This window comes from Muriicola jejuensis, assembly GCF_010671595.1.
Lineage (GTDB): Bacteria > Bacteroidota > Bacteroidia > Flavobacteriales > Flavobacteriaceae > Muriicola > Muriicola jejuensis.
Genome location: NZ_JAABOP010000001.1, coordinates 992,321 through 1,010,455, shown reverse-complemented (window position 1 = coordinate 1,010,455; position 18,135 = coordinate 992,321). Strand labels below are relative to the sequence as shown.

Below are 18,135 nucleotides of genomic sequence, written 5' to 3'. Positions count from 1 at the left end.
CCTTGTCTATTCCGTTGAAACACCAGCCGCCGGGACGTTTTTATCGTATTTTTGATAATAGAGTTCCAGCAATTCCATGGTTGCCTCCATGAGATCTTTTGTCTCGAGCAATAAGGAAAAATAGAGTGTTGTATTCTTCGGACTCGATTCTTCTGATCGGGTACGTGCGATCTGCTTCTCAATTTTATCCTTTACTAGGGAATAGAGTTCTTGTTTTTTGGTAAGGATCTTACCAATCTTTTCAAACGAACCATTATCGAAAGCGTCCTTCGTATCCATGAACAAGGTTTCCAACTCATGATTGATCTCTGTGAGTTCCTTAATCTGGTTGAATTTCAACTTTTTGTGATGGTTGTTCACGTGTTTGTGTGTGATCTTGGAGATGTACTCGAGAGACTGAGAAATATCTGTCAGATAGCTCAGGATGTTGATATAGAAATTGCTGGCCTCCACGTTTGATTCGTCCAGGTTCTTAATAAAGTAGAATAAATGGTCACGTAGCTCATCGATCTCCTTGGAGAGCTTTACCACACTGGTCTTGTTCTTTTTTAACCTGTCGAGATCCTGTCTGGCCAGGCCTTCAATGCAATTGCGGTAGAGTTTACCACTTCGTTTCATCGCGTTGGAGATGTTCTTGGAACTCTCGGAGATCACTCCTTGTATGGAACTGCTTTCAGCTTTGATCAGGCGGTCTTCGGCGAGCAGCGCTTTGGATCTCCGGTTGTAGGAGATGTAATTACGGGCCAGGAGGAGGATCGCGACGAAGAGAAGGATGCCTATGGCAGTGCCTTTGCCGAAACTGATGATCGCCAGGATAATTCCGGAAGCGATAAAGGCCACGATGGCTGTCAGGAACCAGCCTCCGATCACATTGAGTACTCCAGCTACCCTGTAGACAGCACTTTCACTTCCCCATGCACGGTCTGCCAGGGAAGTACCCATGGCCACCATAAAAGTGACATAGGTTGTTGAAAGAGGCAATTTAAAGGAGGTCGCGATGGAGATCAGGATACCGGCAACCATCAGGTTGACTGCGGCCCTTACCATGTCAAATGCCGGTAATTCATGGATCTTGCCTTTGGGCAGTTGAATTACGGGCTTTTTAAACCTCTTGTCTATCCTCTCGAGTACGGAGTTGGGAATGACCGTATTGGTGTATTGTGAAGCTAGCATGGTTACCCGAACAATGGACCGTGATAGATAGTTGGGTTCAAAACGTTCTTTGGCATCGTGTTGCCTTGCCAGGTTAATCTCAGTGTCTGTAACGTAGCGGGCCTTTTTAGACAGCCACAGGGTAGCTACCATCACCAGTCCCGAAATGAAAAGAAATAAGGTCGGTGTAGGCACTTTGGATGCCAGTACCTCCATGCTGAATTCTGTAGCAGGGACACCGGAGGCAACCCAGGCTTCGTAAGACTGGTAGGCGGCAATTGGGACTCCGATAAAGTTTACAAGGTCGTTTCCGGCAAAGGCGAGGGCCAGGGCAAAGGTTCCTACCCCAATGATCACTTTATAGATATTTACTTTAAAAGCTGAGGTCAGCAGAAAGGACAACAAAGACCAGAAGACCAGGCTTATCAGGATAATGGAGAATACATTGCTTTCCAGGTAGGTACCTATGGTTACCCCCCCGAGGATTTCGTAAGACTCTCCTGCGAATGGGGTGCCTTTGATACCTTTCATGAAGATAAAGTAGGTGATAGCGGATAAGGCGATCCCCCCGAACAAGGAGCCCACCCATATTGCTTTCCTCTCAAAGTCATATGACAACAGCAGACGGGAGATCCATTGTACAAACGCTCCGATGGAGAAAGCGATGACCACGGAAAGCAATATTCCGGTAATGATCTCCATGGCTTTGGAGGTGTTGATATAGTTGATGATGTCACCTGCTGTTCCCCCGTCAATTCCAATCTTGATTATAGACATAGCCACGGCAGCTCCCAACAATTCAAATACGATTGAAACCGTGGTAGAAGTGGGCATTCCAAGGGTGTTGAAAAAGTCGAGCAAGAGAATGTCCGTGATCATGACCGCCATGAAGATGAACATGATCTCGTTAAAATAGAACTCACCGGGGTTGAAGATCCCCTTCCGCGCCACTTCCATCATCCCGCTGGAGAAGATAGCCCCAAAGGCGATTCCCAGGCTGGCCACGATCATTATGGTCCTAAAGGATATTGCCTTTGAACCGATGGCAGAGTTGAGAAAATTAACGGTGTCGTTGCTTACTCCAACCACAAGATCTGCTACTGCGAGGGCCGCCAGGGCGATGATCATCAGGAAGTAAATATTTTCCATAAGTTCTTTAAAATAAGGGTGTAAATATCTAAAGTATTTTGAATTCCTGTGTTATTTAATAGTTATTTCTGGTGATCAGAAATGCATGTCTACCTGCAAACGAAACATCACCTCATTGTCGCCATTTTCAATAGAAAGATAACTTAAATCTGATTGAACTTTGAGTTTATGGCCGACAATATACTTGGAGACACCAAAGGTATACTGTGTTTCCGGACTCCTTCCGGTGATCGCCTCATCGAGCTCAATTTGGGTAAACCTCCCCGATAGTTCCCAATTATTGGGGAAAAGATATCCCCCCTGCAGGTTTATCCCATCCCCGATCCAGACCACATTACCAGTTTCAGAACCGTCTGAATTCTTTGCGATCGGATCGGCGGCGTCCCTCTTAGAATATTCTCCCATGAGAGAAAACCCCCGGTATTTGAACATGAGGTCGGCGAAAATGGTATTGGTTGTCGTCGCGTATAAGCCCGTATCGGTAATCATATAGGATCCGAGATTGCTTCGGGTACGGACTGCATCCACATTTGAGTCATAGGTAAAGGCCAGGAACAACTTCGGGGTTGGCTCCCTTACCAGATCGGCACCGCTGTAATCTCCATCACTCTTAAATTCTCCCAGGGGAAGCAATTCTACACGTCCGGTATACTGGAAGCCCCCTTCGTTTCCATCCGTAACATTCCTTCCTTCCCCTTGTGAGAAGGCAAGTTTTTCCCGTATGACAAAGGTATCTGACACGTTGAAATGGTGCCTGAGCTGAACGCCCATATCCCGGTCAATATTGAATCGACTGTTGACCAGGGAGCGGTCTACCTGCTGCAGATTTCCTGAGGATATCACACGTTCGATATTTCCCGGTAGCTTGGTCTGGCCGAACCACAACTCAAAATTCTCGTAGAAATTCCACATGATCACGGCGTCCATTATGTACCGTGGAGTATTACGTGTATATTCAGATCCCCCGGACATATCGCGGTTGGAAAGCCCGAGCTCTATCTTGTATCTCAATTTTGGGGAATACGCATAGCCGTCAAATTTCAAACGGGCCCTGCGTACCAGGAAATTCGTCTCGTTATTCGAGAAAAAACCATCGGAATCGTCCTGCCCCTCTGAAATCGCCAAAAGCTGCATCCGGGCCCCGATCTTCATGGTAAAGGAACTGTCTTTGCCCACGAGATTGAACAAACCCTTTCCGAAGGCCGGTGCATTGGGTTCCTGGGCAGTAAGTACAAAGGTAAATAGGAGGAATGCTCCTAAAAGGATCGAGCGAGTCTTCACGTCAGTATTAGTTTTTGTCTATTTGCAAAATACCCACATTTAGACCAGACCGGGGTTAAGGGAATATTAACAAATAAAAAAACTGCCTTGGCCAAAGGCAGTTATCAGCATTCACTATAAAAAGTCGACAAAAACTAATTTAACGGAATGACCAAAAAGTGTTTAAACACCGGTAAAATTCAGTATTTTTTTCGATACGAATGTAACCAAATGATTAAGTGTTACTTAGATATTGATTGAGGCAATGTTTTGACAATTATAAGATTGCATGTAATCTGGCGTTATCTATGTAAATAAATTGTAAAGAAAATATTGAATAATTGTTAGAATTATTTAATTTTATCATTGCAATACATTGATTTCGAACTTATGAAAAAATATATCCTGTCTATAGTGGTTGTAATGATGACCTTGTTGGTTTATGGCCAGAAAGAGAAAGAACTGACACTGAATGAGGAGACCGGTTTAATCGAAGCGGTATATTTCCATGACAATGGGATGGTCAGTCAAACAGGAACGTTTAACCTGGAAAGAAAACTGCACGGGGAATGGATCAGTTTCAATGAAGAAGGAGCAAAGATAAGTCAGGGTACGTACGAGAATGGTATGAGATCCGGAAAATGGTACTTCTGGCAAGGAGATACCGTCAAAGAAGTGGTCTACAATAACAATATTGTCGCCAGTGTAGACGGGAAAAAGACCTCCGAGGGTATCGTCAAGAACTGAGGGCCTATTGCACTTTAAGATAATAAAAATCCCGCCGTACAGGCGGGATTTTTATTTTTGATCGGAAATCCGATCTATCTTTTTCGATCGGCCCCTAGATCCGACTCTCGGTTCGTAGTACTTGCTGCAGGCTTTACTTTCAGGGACGAAAGATCTTCCATGCTTAGCATTTTGGCCGACATGTACTGTGTTATCTGAGTGTTTTCCCCGGCTTGGATCAATACCGGTATTTCCAGGGTATCATATCCCGCATAAGACACCTCCAGGATGTAGGTGCCCGGGGTGATGTTTTTCAATTCAAAATTACCCCTGAAATTGGTCTGCGTCTTGAAATTGGTATCCTTTAAACGCACCTGTGCATAGACCACGCCTTCATCAAATACCTCCTGATCCTTAATGGTGCCAGCCAGAATACCCGATTCCTGAGCGTAGAGACCGGAAGAAAGAAGCAGGGCAATAATCCAAATAATATTTTTCATACATCAGAATTCACTGCAAAGAACGTCCTGTTATGTAAAAAAAAGGTTAGGTGCAGATTATCATTGAGTAATGCACTGAAATAAAAAAACCCTGCCATGGGGCAGGGTCTTATTTATCCACTAAATCCTTTTAGTTGATTCCTACGGTCCAACCTGCACCCCAGGTGGCGATATCGGTTCCAGTACCGTTGCCGTCACCACTTATAAAGTCGGCCTCAGTAAAGGTATATCCTGTCCCGTTGTTCAGCTTGTTGGTCACGTTGTTGAAGGTTACGTCGATGACCTGCAAAAGGCCGTCGAGGACACCCTGGCCTGTGGGGTTGGATCCAGTGTCCCCATCAAGGTCGAAGGCCTCATCAAAATCGATCAAAACCACGTTCGTAAAAATACCCTGGGTGCCAGCTCTTAGCCTTACGGCTTCTCCGGCGTCATTGGCCCCTGCAATGGTTACGTTGGTCACGTTAGGCGCAGAGAAATACCCACCTTCATTGCTGAAATCCGTATTGTACCCGTCACACTCGAACGCCTTGTCATGGGATGCTCCGTGCTGTACATATACATCTGTCAGGTTCCCGGTGTAGCCTTCGGTCCAGTCTACAGAGTCGTCTTCTGAATTGACCACGACAAGATGGCTCACGTTAACGGTTCCTCCAAAAAATTCTACCCCGTCATCCGAACCTTCAAAGATCTGTACGTAATCGATCACTGTAGAATTTCCGACGGCATAGAGTGAAAGGCCATTGAGCTCGGCGTTTCCATCGATCGCCCCACCGGCATACTCAATGCGAACGTATTGAAGAGAACCTGAGTTATCGGCGGGAGTATTTCCACCATAGGAGAGTCCGCCCACCTCAGAGGTAGAGGTAGCCGTAGATCCGTCAGCGGTGGAGTTTATAGGAGCTCTTCCGCAGATTACGAGTCCGCCCCAGTCGCCTGATGAAGGGCTTCCGGCATTGGAAGTAAATACAATAGGATCAGATGAAGTGCCTACCGCGTTAATCTGGGCACCTTGTTGTATGGCGATATACGCATTCACCCCTACGGGCTGGGCTTTTACGGTCATACCGGCGGGAATGGTCAGGGTAGTCCCTGAGGCCATAAGGACAGGCCCGGTAACCACGTACTCGTTAGCAGGGTCCAGGGTAAGGTCTTCTGTATACACCCCACTGAGGTTTATGGCAGAAGTACCTCCCCCATTATTGTTAGAATTGCTGTAATCATTGATAATGATCGTAGCTGTATCATCGCTTTCGCATCCAATTAAAAGGGAAGCCACAATTCCAAGGAGTAAGAATCTGTTTTTCATAGATTGTATTTTAAATCAGAATTAGAATTTATATTTCAAAGTTAGGCCCGCATTAATTCCCCTTTTGAACTCCCGTAAGATGACGTCACCGTCCCTTACGAAGCCCTGGACCAGGGGGTTGTTTTCTTCCACACCGGTGTTTTCCCGCACCAGTGAGATATTGGGATTCAAGATGTTTTGTACGCTGAGATTCGCTTCAAAGTGCTCCCCGAAGGCATTGCGCCACACAAAGTTCATCGTGGGTACGGCCTTTTCCACCATGTTCCCGAGGTTTCCACTGCCGATCGCATAGATACGGTCCGAGAAGTAGGAAAATGCCAGGGAAGCCGTGGGTTTGTAATTCTCAAATTCGGGACTGTAATTAATGTCCGCATTTACGATAACCGGAGAGGCTCCTTCGAGTTCTTCAGAAGTACGGTTGGCGAAAGAGGTGCCAAAAGTAAACCCGTCGGAGGTCGATACCGTTTTCAGATCCTGTTCCGTATGTGTATAGGCTGCGTTGGCGCCGAAGGAGAGTATCCCGTTGTCATTTTCGTCTGTGAGGATGTTCTTCCTCACTTCTACTTCTACTCCGTAGACATTGGCCTGGTCTCCCGTACGAAAATATCGCTGGTTTCCGGTGGCATCCGTGGCCACTACCCGGTTCACAGGATCGTTGATGGTTTTGGCGAATGCCGCAACCGAGATGAGTTCTCCTCTGTTGGGGAACCATTCGTATTTAAGGTCGTAGTTATAGATCTCGGAAAAGATAGGTCCTGTTCCGTCTGGTTTTCCCAGCAGGTCCGGGTTACCCCCCACACGCTGTACCACTCCTTCATACACAAAGTTGGCTGATTCCTTGAATTCGGGGAAGGAGGCTGTTTTGCTGAAGGAAAAGCGCAGGTTGGCGTCCTCATTCAGGGCGTAACGCACGTTCAAACTGGGCAGGTAGATGTTTTCGTAAGCGTTCCTGAAGCCGGGATCTGTGGGGACCGGGTTGATCACGTCGTAAGCGATCCGTTGGCTATAAGATTCTACCCTGAAGCCCGGGATGAGTAACCATTTGTCACTCAGGTTCAATTCGGCCGTGGCATATACCCCGTGAATATCCAGGTTTCCGGTGTAGGTATTCTCATAAGCCTGAGGGCGGTTAACCAGGCCCATATCCTGGTTTCTGGGATTGCGCACGATGAACAGGTCCCAAAGTCCGCTACCTGCCGGGATATTGATATTGGAGACGTCGAAAAAGTCATTAAGATTGTTTACATCTGTTACCGGGTTGGCATCTTTATCGGCAATGAGATAACCATATCGCCAGTTGTTGAACCTTCTCTCCTTGCTTCTGCCGTTGTACCCGAAATTGAGGGTAACCTTGTCGTTGACCTTTTTAGACAGGTTGAGATAACTGCTCAGCTCGTCATCCTCAATGCTCTGGAAAAAGCGCTGGTTGTCGAAAGCGATGTTGTCATAGAAGATCGGGTTGGTATTTGGGTCGTTGTCCAGGGCGAACTGGTAGTCTTCCAGGGAGATCCGCTTTCTGTCCGGTTCGTCCGAAAAGACCTTGTTAAAGCCAACTCCCCAGTCTAAACCCCAGCTGTCATCAAAGGTGTGCTGTCCGTTCAACTGGTTCACGAAGATCATATCCTGGTTGAACTGTACGTTGAGCTGGAAGAACCCACCATCCCCATTGTTGCTGAACCCGTCCCTGTTGAATCCGTTCCCGCCTATACCGTAATACCCTACCGCATCCCGTGCACTGTTGATAAAAAGTGAGGTGTATTTCAGTTTGTGATCATTGTTGATCCTGTATGTGATGTTCCCCATGGCGGTGGTTGTAGTACTATAAGCGTACTCATTTACCAGGGGAAAACGAACCTTGATATCGTTTGTAAAATCCAGGGCCGGACCTTCCAGAAATTCATAACCGTTACTGAAACTGGCCATCCCAAAGAAGCTCAGCCTGGATTCATCGCTCAGGTTTACGGAATACCCTCCTTCGATGGATCCCGAAATATTTACGGGGTCCGGAGCCTGATCAGGGTCTACTCCGTGGGACAGTATGACTGCAAAAGGGTCATTGTCATAACGGTTGTAAAATCCGAAGAAACTGGTTCCCTCGCTCGTCACAAAATCGGTTCCTGCCGCATTGGAATTAAAGCCACTTCCCAGGGAGATATCCAGGTACCCATTCCCGGTGTATTCTTTGGAATCAATATTTACATTTCCTGCGGAAAAATCCCCGTAGAACAAAGGAGTATAGGCCTTGCTGACGGCGATGTTCTCAATGATACTCGATGAGAAGATATCCAGATTGATGTTCTTCTTATTGACATCATTGGAGGGCAGGGAAAGGCCATTCATGGTAGTATTCTGGTACCTGTCTCCCAGACCGCGTACATAGACATCGCTTGACCCCTGTTGCTTCGAGATCCCTGAGATCTGGGAAACGGCTGCTGCTGCATCGTCAATCCCTTTTCGGGTAAGGGCTTCGGCTCCAATGGATTCTTTGATCTGCACTGCTTTTTTCTGATCGAGTAACAGGGCTACTTCGGATTCCTTGGCTACGGTCGTGGTTATGACCACTTCGTCAAGGGATACGCTTCCAGCACCCAGTGCTGCGTTCACCTCAGTAACCTTGCCGGCCTCAACGACCACATTGGTGATCTCCAGGGTCTCGTACCCCAAGAACGTAAAGACGACAGTATAACTACCAGGGGCCACATTGGTAAGCTCGTAAAGGCCATCGAAGTCGGAGGTGGTACCTTTTGTCGTGCCTTTTATCAGGACGTTTGCAAACGCAAGCGGCTCGTTGTTCACCTCCTTATCGGTAAGTTTGCCTACGATGCTTCCGGTATTCTGTGCAAAGAGGGAACCAGTAAACAAAAGAAAAAGAAGATATATTGGTCTCATGAAGCATTTTTCAAATTCACGGGGCAAAGAACGGGAGTAAGCGTAAAGGTCATGTTAGACATAGGTTAATACTTCCTTGTTAAAAGGTTACCATTGTGTTATGAGATTAATTAAAGGTTAATTGGAAAGATTGCCCGTTCAAAACAGGAAAAAGTATTGTAGTATCTTGCGTGAAATTTTGAATATGGACTGGGAACAACTCCTCTCATTACGCCGGTTTGGCGACACGAACAAACGCCTGAGGAAAGAACAGGACGAAACCCGACTCGGGTTTGAAGTAGACTATGACCGGATCATCTTTTCTGCGGCATTCCGCAGCCTGCAGGACAAGACCCAGGTGATCCCCCTTTCCAAAACGGATTTTGTGCATACCCGTCTCACCCATAGCCTGGAGGTCTCTGTCGTGGGGCGCAGCCTTGGGCGAATCGCCGGGAAGGAAATACTGGCCAGGTATCCCCACCTGAAGGAGGTCCACGGGTATCAGTTCAACGACTTTGGAGCCATCGTAGCCGCGGCTGCCCTGGCCCATGACATTGGGAATCCTCCCTTCGGCCACAGCGGGGAGAAAGCGATCGGTGAATTCTTCCATTCCGGTCCCGGAACACAGTTTAAAGAACACCTCAATGAAAAGGAGTATCAGGATCTGGTGGATTTTGAAGGTAATGCCAATGGCTTTAAAATCCTCACGGAATCCAGGGAAGGGGTAGAGGGGGGTTTACGTTTGAGTTATGCCACCCTGGGTGCCTTTCTGAAATACCCCAAGCAATCCTTGCCCAAAAAACCAACCGCCCATATCGCCGACAAGAAATTTGCCTGTTTCCAGGCAAATATTCCTTTTTTTACGGAAGTGGCAGAAGAACTGGGGCTGACCGGCAGGGAGCATTCCGGAAGTTATGCCCGCCACCCGCTGACCTTCCTGGTAGAGGCGGCAGACGATATCTGTTATACCATTATCGATTTCGAGGACGGGATCAATCTGGGGCTGATCCCAGAGGATTACGCCCTAGAATACCTGATCAAACTGGTGAAGGACCGCATAGATACGCGGAAATACCACAGCCTGGCCCATAAGGAAGACCGGCTGAGTTACCTCAGGGCTCTGGCCATCAGCACGCTGATCGAAGATGCTACGCGGGTGTTTATGGAACACGAAAAGGACATCCTCAATGGGGACTTCAGTACGGCCCTGCTCGACAAGAGCCGTTACCAGGCACAGGTCCGTGATATCCTCGACATCAGTGCGGAAAGGGTATACAGATCCCAGGAAGTGATTGAAAAGGAGATCGCCGGGTACCGCATCATTTCAGATATCCTCGAAGGATATTCAGGGGCGTTGGTACGTTCCAAATGGGGTAAAGCGACCAATTACGACAAACTGGTCCTCACCACACTCCCTGAAATGTACAGGGAGGTATCGGGATCCCTATATACCATCCTTTTGCAATGCAGCTGTTTTGTAGCCAGTCTTTCCGACAGTCGTGCGGTGCACATCCACAACAAGATCAAGGGGAAACAGCTTTAGAAGCTATAGCTGAGGCCAATGGCGAGCAATTGCCTGAACTGTATCCTCGGGACACCCGGTGAAAGGATGGAGCCGTCGTCGGCTACGACCGGATTAAAGCGAATATCGTCATCGTAGATGATCTGGGTGCCGAAATTGGCTTTGAGGAATTCATTCACGGTAAAGACAAAATTGAGTTCCCAGTCGATGTCCACATTCCCAAAAGAACGGAGGTAATCCGTATACAAGCTCAGGCGGTGGTCCATGGTCACATTTTCCCATACCGGGGTCTTCCATTCGTTGGTGACCGATATACCGACCTCTATGAACTTGTTCTCCCCTTCCCTGATGATCGTTCCTGTAGAATCCCTTACCGCCTTTTCTACCCCGAAGGCCCCGTCATTGGCCAGGTTCTGGTCGAGGACAAAGGTGGCTTTCTGGGTAAGGGGAGACATGTACAGGTTAAAATTCTTTCCCTCCGGAATATACGAGATACCGGCACCCACAAATAGGTACCCCGGTGCCATGAAGCGGGAAATAGGCGCGGTCCTGTCCGGGTATTTATACCCGTTGGAGAATTGGGTGTTGAACTTTACCTTGGCCGAGTAGTACCAGCTCGTCAGGGTGTCCCTTCTGTATCCGAAACTCGACGAGAAACGGATAGCGTCTTCTGTTTTCCTCAGTTTTTGGCCTTCCTGTACGTTGACCCCGTATCTCAGCACCAGGTCGTTGTTCCATTGTACATATCGGAATTTGTAATTGCGGACGAATTTGGCATTGGCAAGGGCCGAGAAAGCATTGTCACCCCCTGCGTTCCAGTTTACGAAGGCCACCTCGCTGAGGTTGAGGCCGAGGTTGTTCTCCACCTCCCAGAAAGAAGGGATCTTAAAGCGGTTGAATCTCCTGGTCCTGGGTTTGGTCTTAAAAGAAATGACCGGATTGGTGAGGTTCACCCCGCGTGGAATGTATTGGATCTTTTCCTGTATGGACCGGATCACAATGGTGTCTACTACCGTAGTGTCTGGCTCCTGGGTGGCCGGGATCGTGTCCTGTCCAGTGGCCGTAAAAGGAAGCCAGAGAAGGAACGCGAAGAATGCGATTAACTTATCGAACCTCATGGAGTAACTGGATTAGACATCGGGTGATCGCTTCTTGATCGATTTGTGCCTCTTTCCGCAATTCTTCAACGGTGCCCTGTTCGATAAACCGGTCGGGGATCCCGAGGCAATGGATCCTGCCGGTAAATTTTTGGATGTTGGCAAATTCAAGGACGGCACTGCCGAATCCACCCGAGAGACAGCCATCCTCCAGGGTGACGATCTTTTCGTATCTGGAGAAGATATCCAGAAGACGGGCCTCGTCAAGGGGTTTGACAAATCGCATATCATAATGCCCGATCTCTTTTGGGTTTCCGAGAGAATTCAGGACCTCCGTGACCTCGTTACCAATATGCCCAATAGAAAGAACGGCAATGGACGATCCGGTAACCAGTTCCCTGGAACTGCCCAGGGGGATGGTCTCAAAAGAGGTACGCCAATCCTGATTAACTCCCTTGCCTCTGGGGTACCTGATCGCCAGGGGATTTTCAAGGCCCTGCTGGGCCGTATACATGATATTGCGCAATTCCCTTTCATCCATGGGGGCAAAAATGGTCATATTCGGGATACAGCGCAAATAGGCGAGGTCGTATATTCCGTGATGGGTGGCCCCGTCCTGGCCCACCAAACCGGCCCTGTCTATACAGAAGATCACGGGGAGTTTCTGGAGGGCCACATCGTGGATGACCTGGTCGTATGCCCTTTGGAGGAAGGTGGAATAGATCGCGCAAAATGGGATCAATCCTTCCGCAGCCATTCCCGCAGCCATGGTGACCGCGTGTTGTTCAGCGATTCCGACGTCAAAGGCGCGTTCGGGATAGGCCTCCATCATGAATTTCAGAGAACTTCCCGTGGGCATGGCAGGGGTAATGCCCACAATGAGTTCATTTTTTTCGGCCAGTTCAACCAGGGTTTTTCCAAAAACGTCCTGATACTTCAAGGGGAGTCCGGAAGAGGCAGAGGGGGTGAGTTCCCCGGTCTTTCGGTCGAACCGGCCCGGGGCGTGGTAGACGATCTGATTCTCCTCCGCCTGTTTCAGGCCTTTTCCTTTGGTGGTGATCAGGTGTAGCAAACGGGGTCCCTTGATCTCTTTCATTTTGCGAAGGGCATCCACCACAGCGGGGAGGTCATGGCCATCGATAGGTCCTGAATACTTGAAATTCAGGCATTCAAAGATATTCTCTTCCTTGGCCGTTCCTTTTTTAACATTGGTGAGGTATCTTTTCAAGGCTCCCACGCTGGGATCGATCCCTATGGCGTTGTCGTTCAGGATGATCAGGAGGTTCGCGTCCAGGACCCCTGAGTGGTTCAATCCCTCAAATGCCATTCCGCTGGCGATAGAAGCGTCCCCTATCACGGCAATGTGCTCCCTTTCGAGATCCCCTTTAAGCCTGGCAGCAAGGGCCATTCCCACTATGGCTGAAATAGAGGTGGAACTGTGGCCGGTCCCGAAAGCGTCGAATTCGCTCTCCTCCCTTTTCGGGAACCCGCTTAGACCCCCAAACTGACGGTTCGTATTGAAACGGGTCCTCCTGCCCGTAAGGATCTTATGGCCGTAGGCCTGGTGACCCACATCCCAGATGAGTTTGTCATGAGGCGTATTAAAGACGTAATGGAGGGCAATGGTAAGTTCCACCACACCCAGGCTGGCTCCCAGGTGTCCTTCTTTGGCCGACACTATATCGATAATGAACTCCCTGAGCTCCCCGGAAAGAGGGACCAGTTCCTCCTCGGGAAGTTTGCGGAGATCTTCAGGACTTTGTACGGAATCCAGGCGTTTCATACAGGGGACAAAGGTACATTAATTCGGATTTGGAGCGGGTTGAACAAAAGATGAAAATTGTATTTTTGAAACCATGGATCTCATTCTGGACGATGCGTATTTCATGAGAAAGGCCCTGCAGGAGGCCGAATTGGCCTTTGAAGAAGGGGAGGTGCCCATCGGGGCCGTCATTACAGTCCAGGGCAGGATCATCGCCAGGGCCCACAACCAGACCGAAAGGCTGAGGGATGTAACGGCCCATGCAGAGATGCTCGCCATCACGGCTGCCTCCAATTTCCTCGGAGGGAAATACCTGTACGACTGTACCCTTTACGTAACCCTTGAACCCTGTCCTATGTGTGCGGGGGCACTGTACTGGAGCCAGATCCCTAAAGTGGTCTACGCAGCCCCGGATCCCCAGCGCGGATTTAAGGTATCGGGGGGCGTGCTCCACCCCAAGACCGAGATCATCAGCGGGGTGATGGAGGAAGAAGCAGGGGAATTGCTGAAGCGGTTCTTCATTCAGAGGAGGAACCTCAACTAGGATCAAAAAAAAACACCCGTTGGATCACGGGTGTCTTGCCTTCAATCAAAATAAAATATATCAGCTTACCACCTGTACTTTGGCGGCAACCATTCCTTTTCTCCCTTCAGCTTCTTCGTATTCTACTTTGTCTCCCTCGTTCAATTCTACCCCATTGAGGGCAGTGGCATGAACAAAGATGTCCTTTCCGGTCTCGTCGTTAGTAATGAATCCGTAGCCTTTGGATTCATTAAAGAATTTTACAGTTCCAGTCATTCAATAAAAATTAATAAATAATATGTGTAGTACTAAAATATGGAATTTTAAGCAGATGAAGGAAAGGAATTTTTATTATTTGGTTGAGGGAGAGTCTTTTCTGGACTTTTTTTCCTCGATTTCCCTCATTTTCCGAATGTTGTCCTCGGTCAGCATATAGTCTTTTACGTTCTTCCCCTTGCTCTCCCTTAGCAGGAACAGGGGCATGGCCAGCAGGAAAAGACCGACGGTTCCGAAACCTATACACTTGTTGCCAAGGGAGGGCTGCTCCTCCAGGACGATAAAGCCGTAGACGATGGCCCCGAGGGAGGAAAGAACGATGGCAGTAATGAAGTATTTGCTTTTAAAGAACATCTTATTGCTTGGTGAAATTGATCAGTTTACGTCTGTAGGCAGTGAGCAGTTTGGATTTGGATACAAATCCGTAGTATTTACCATCCCGGATCACCGGCAGGTTCCAGGCACTGCTGTCCTGGAATTTCTGCATCACCGTTTGCATGGAGTCCGTCTCGTAAAAGATGAGCTCCGGAGCGTTGTGCATCAGGGTTTCTACCAGGATCTTGTCGTAGAGGGTGGTATCGAACATAAAATCCCGCACATCATCCAGGAGCACGATCCCCATTAGTACGTCTTCCTTGTTGACCACCGGAAAAATATTCCGGGTCGATTTTGCCACGGACTGATGCAGCATCTCTCCCAGGGTCATCTCCAAATTCACGGTCTTAAAATCTTTTTCGACCACATCTTCGAGTTGCATAAGGGTAAGGACAGTCTGATCCTTATCGTGTGTGATCAAAGCACCTGTCTTGGCGAGTTCCCGCGTGTAGATCGTGTGATCCATGGCGTTTTTGGTGATCAAAAAGGAGATGGCCGATGTGATCATCAGGGGGACAAAGAGCTCGTAACCCCCTGTGATCTCGGCGATCAGGAAAATGGCCGTCAGAGGGGCATGCAATACCCCTGCAATGAGTCCGGCCATCCCGATCAGGGTGAAGTTGCTCTCATTGACCTCGAAGCCCATCCCCAGGTTGTTGATCACTTTGGCTACGACATTCCCAAGGGTACTGCCCATTACCATGGTAGGGATAAAGATTCCCCCGGCACCCCCTGCGGCAAAGGTGGTGGTCATGGCCACGGCCTTAAAGATGGTGATCCCGAAAAGGAGGGCGATGACCACCCAGATATTGGAGGTGTATTCGTCGAAAGGGGTCTTGCCCAGGGCCTGAAGGGAATTGCCATCCAGCAGATGGTTGATATACCCAAACCCTTCCCCGTAAAGCGGAGGGATGAAGTACAGCATAATCCCAATGGCGACGCCCCCTACCAGGAGTTTGTACTTAGGGCTCCTGAACCTTTTGAAAAAATGAAGGATGCCAAAATACATCTTGGTGAAATAGATGGACGCAAACGCGGTTCCCACGCCCAAAAGGATGTAGAAGGCGGTGTCTCTGATCTGGAATTTATCCGTGATATTAAAATTGAACAGGGTTTCATCTCCCAGAAAAAAGTAAGAAGTGAGAACTCCTGAGATGGATGCAAAGAGGAGGGGGAGGAGGGAGATCATGGTCAGATCCAGGCTGAACACCTCCACGGCAAAGATGATGGCTGCGATAGGAGATTGAAAGACGGAAGCGATGGCCCCGGCAGAGGCGCAGGCGATAAGCAGGGAACGGGTCTTGGCGTTGATGTGCAGGAATCGGGATAGATTGGAGCTCAGAGCTGCTCCGGACGCCACTGCAGGTCCCAGAAGTCCCACGGAACCCCCGAATCCTACCGTGAGCGGTGCAGTGATCAGAGGGGTGTATATTTTTTTTACACTGATGATGCCTTTTTTCTTGGACATGGCCAGGAGGATGGAAGAGATGGCGTGCTCCAGTTTCTCCTTGTGGACGTATTTCACATAGAGATAGACCAGGGTGAGTCCTAAGATGGGACTGATAAAATAGAGTTGGGTACTGAAGAAATGGATTCCCCTGTCTACCAGGGCTTCAATAAAGTAAGTGGTATTCTTAAGGGTGACCGCTGCCAGGCCCGCGAGAAACCCTACCACTACACTCATGAGATGGATGAACGTCTTGTTGGAGATATGCTTATACCGCCATCTGAAAAATCGTGAAAACAGAATTTTGATCTGTCTCTGCATAGCGATTCTTAACGTTAACGAACAAATTGTTCGCGCATTCGATCGACGGACCTCTGGGGCCCGCGCATCTATTCCTGCCTGAGACGCAGGCTCAGTTCTTCCAATTGGGCTTCATCTATAGGAGCTGGGGCATCTATCATCACGTCCCGACCACTGTTGTTCTTCGGAAAGGCGATAAAATCCCTGATGGTCTCCTGCCCCCCGAGAATGGCCACCAGCCTGTCCAGGCCAAAGGCGATCCCACCGTGTGGAGGAGCACCGTACTGGAATGCATCCATGAGGAAACCGAACTGGGCTTTGGCCTCTTCCTCTGTAAACCCCAGGTGCCTGAACATGATGCCCTGTACCTTTTTATCGTGAATACGGATAGAACCGCCTCCAATTTCGTTCCCGTTCAGCACCAGGTCATACGCATTGGCCCTCACCGCATCCGGATCGGTATCCAACAATTCGAGTTGCCCGGGTTTAGGGGAGGTGAAGGGATGGTGCATGGCGTGATAGGTGCCTGTTTCCTCATCTTTTTCGAGTAAGGGGAAATCAACTACCCAGAGGGGGGCAAATACTTCTGGGTTCCTCAGTCCCAAACGCTCTGCCATTTCCATTCTCAGGGCGCTCAACTGGGTGCGCGTCTCCTGGATTGCACCCGAGAGGATACAGACCAGGTCGCCCGCTTTGGCCCCTGTAGCCTCTGCCCATTTCTTCAGGTCTTCCTGATCGTAGAACTTGTCTACGGACGACTTATAACTACCGTCTTCCAGGCAGCGCATATAAACCATGCCTTTGGCCCCGATCTGCGGTCTTTTCAGCCAATCGATGATCCCGTCTATCTCCTTCCGGGTAAAGGCAGCTCCTCCGGGAACGGCGATCCCTGCGACGAGTTCCGCAGAGTTAAATACCTGGAAGTCCTTGTGTTGGGCAATATCATTCAGCTCCGCGAAGCGCATATCAAAACGGATATCGGGTTTATCATTCCCGTAGGTCCGCATGGCTTCGTCATAGGTCATTCGGGGGAATTTGTCTACCTCCACATTGCGGATGGCTTTAAGCAGGTGGCGTGTGAGCCCTTCGAAAGCGTTGAGTACATCCTCCTGTTCCACAAAGGCCATCTCACAATCTATTTGAGTAAATTCAGGCTGCCTGTCGGCCCTGAGGTCTTCATCCCTAAAACATTTCACGATCTGAAAATACTTATCGAGTCCCCCTACCATCAGGAGCTGTTTAAAGGTTTGGGGAGACTGGGGAAGGGCGTAGAACTGTCCCGGGTTCATTCTGCTGGGCACCACGAAATCACGCGCACCTTCCGGGGTGGATTTTATCAGATAAGGGGTCTCCACTTCGATAAATCCATGGGCAGACAGGTAGTTCCTCACTTCCATGGCCACCTTACTCCTGAAAATAAGGTTTTCCTTTACTGGATTCCTCCTTATATCGAGGTAGCGGTACTTCATCCTGAGATCTGTACCCCCATCCGTCTCGTCCTCAATGGTAAAAGGCGGGAGTAAGGCCGAGTTCAGCACCTTGAGGCCGTTTACCAGTATTTCGATCTCCCCGGTCTGCAGCTGGGGATTTTTAGAAGTTCTTTCAATTACCGAACCACGAATCTGGATCACGTATTCCCTGCCCAGTTTCCTGGCTTCTGTCAGTAAAACGGCTGGTGTTCGTTCTTCGTCAAAGACCAGCTGGGTGATCCCGTACCGGTCCCTGAGATCCACCCATACCACAAAGCCTTTGTCCCGTACTTTTTGAACCCATCCGCTAAGGACTATCTCCGTCCCGATGTGCTTTGCACGCAATTCACCACAAGTGTGACTTCTATACATTGGAAATCCTATTTTTAGATGCGGCAAATGT

Annotated in this window: 14 protein-coding genes; 3 read left to right on the top strand and 11 right to left on the bottom strand. The window is 48.9% G+C overall.

The genetic code is table 11. The features are described 5' to 3' along the window. Positions 1-6: 6 nt before the first annotated feature. Both GWK09_RS04470 and GWK09_RS04465 read right to left on the bottom strand, forming a co-directional pair. Positions 7-2,301, bottom strand: a complete 2,295-nt coding sequence (locus tag GWK09_RS04470; protein WP_163691795.1) for an inorganic phosphate transporter — start codon at positions 2,299-2,301, stop codon at positions 7-9. 75 nt (positions 2,302-2,376) lie between these two features. Beyond that, positions 2,377-3,582 (bottom strand): porin, encoded by a 1,206-nt coding sequence (locus GWK09_RS04465; protein ID WP_283401220.1) that lies wholly within the window; start codon positions 3,580-3,582, stop codon positions 2,377-2,379. A 369-nt stretch (positions 3,583-3,951) separates the two neighbouring features. On the opposite strand from GWK09_RS04465, the gene GWK09_RS04460 reads away from it, so the two are divergent. Further along, positions 3,952-4,308, top strand: a complete 357-nt coding sequence (locus tag GWK09_RS04460) for a toxin-antitoxin system YwqK family antitoxin (RefSeq protein WP_163691794.1) — start codon at positions 3,952-3,954, stop codon at positions 4,306-4,308. Between the two features lie 74 nt (positions 4,309-4,382). Here the strand turns inward: GWK09_RS04460 and GWK09_RS04455 are convergent, their stop codons facing one another. From GWK09_RS04455 to GWK09_RS04445, 3 genes are all read right to left on the bottom strand, one after another. Next, positions 4,383-4,787, bottom strand: a complete 405-nt coding sequence (locus GWK09_RS04455) for a carboxypeptidase-like regulatory domain-containing protein (RefSeq protein ID WP_163691793.1) — start codon at positions 4,785-4,787, stop codon at positions 4,383-4,385. A gap of 130 nt (positions 4,788-4,917) precedes the next feature. Then, the gene (locus GWK09_RS04450; protein WP_163691792.1) at positions 4,918-6,093 is read right to left on the bottom strand and encodes a multidrug transporter; all 1,176 of its coding nucleotides are present in this window, start codon (positions 6,091-6,093) and stop codon (positions 4,918-4,920) included. Between the two features lie 21 nt (positions 6,094-6,114). Then, entirely contained in the window at positions 6,115-8,982 is a 2,868-nt protein-coding gene (locus GWK09_RS04445; protein ID WP_163691791.1) for a TonB-dependent receptor, read from the bottom strand. 184 nt (positions 8,983-9,166) lie between these two features. On the opposite strand from GWK09_RS04445, the gene dgt reads away from it, so the two are divergent. Then, a complete protein-coding gene (dgt, locus tag GWK09_RS04440) occupies positions 9,167-10,504 on the top strand; it encodes a dGTP triphosphohydrolase (protein ID WP_163691790.1) in 1,338 nt (445 codons plus the stop codon). Here dgt and GWK09_RS04435 read toward each other — a convergent pair. Beyond that, a complete protein-coding gene (locus tag GWK09_RS04435; protein WP_163691789.1) occupies positions 10,501-11,601 on the bottom strand; it encodes a DUF3078 domain-containing protein in 1,101 nt (366 codons plus the stop codon). The genes dgt and GWK09_RS04435 overlap by 4 nt on opposite strands. After that, a complete protein-coding gene (dxs, locus tag GWK09_RS04430) occupies positions 11,588-13,363 on the bottom strand; it encodes a 1-deoxy-D-xylulose-5-phosphate synthase (RefSeq protein ID WP_163691788.1) in 1,776 nt (591 codons plus the stop codon). The genes GWK09_RS04435 and dxs overlap by 14 nt, the downstream gene beginning before the upstream one ends. A gap of 73 nt (positions 13,364-13,436) precedes the next feature. Here dxs and GWK09_RS04425 point away from each other — a divergent pair, with 73 nt between their 5' ends. Then, complete coding sequence (locus GWK09_RS04425; RefSeq protein WP_163691787.1) at positions 13,437-13,886, top strand: nucleoside deaminase; 450 nt, start codon at positions 13,437-13,439, stop codon at positions 13,884-13,886. Positions 13,887-13,946: 60 nt separating this feature from the next. Here the strand turns inward: GWK09_RS04425 and GWK09_RS04420 are convergent, their stop codons facing one another. From GWK09_RS04420 to aspS, 4 genes are all read right to left on the bottom strand, one after another. Continuing rightward, the gene (locus GWK09_RS04420) at positions 13,947-14,141 is read right to left on the bottom strand and encodes a cold-shock protein (RefSeq protein WP_163691786.1); all 195 of its coding nucleotides are present in this window, start codon (positions 14,139-14,141) and stop codon (positions 13,947-13,949) included. 75 nt (positions 14,142-14,216) lie between these two features. Continuing rightward, complete coding sequence (locus tag GWK09_RS04415) at positions 14,217-14,495, bottom strand: hypothetical protein (RefSeq protein WP_163691785.1); 279 nt, start codon at positions 14,493-14,495, stop codon at positions 14,217-14,219. A 1-nt stretch (position 14,496) separates the two neighbouring features. Continuing rightward, on the bottom strand, positions 14,497-16,284 hold the full coding sequence (locus GWK09_RS04410; protein WP_163691784.1) for a chloride channel protein: 1,788 nt from the start codon (positions 16,282-16,284) through the stop codon (positions 14,497-14,499). A 68-nt stretch (positions 16,285-16,352) separates the two neighbouring features. Continuing rightward, positions 16,353-18,104, bottom strand: coding sequence for an aspartate--tRNA ligase (aspS, locus tag GWK09_RS04405; RefSeq protein WP_163691783.1), 1,752 nt, complete (start codon positions 18,102-18,104; stop codon positions 16,353-16,355). Positions 18,105-18,135: the final 31 nt, after the last annotated feature.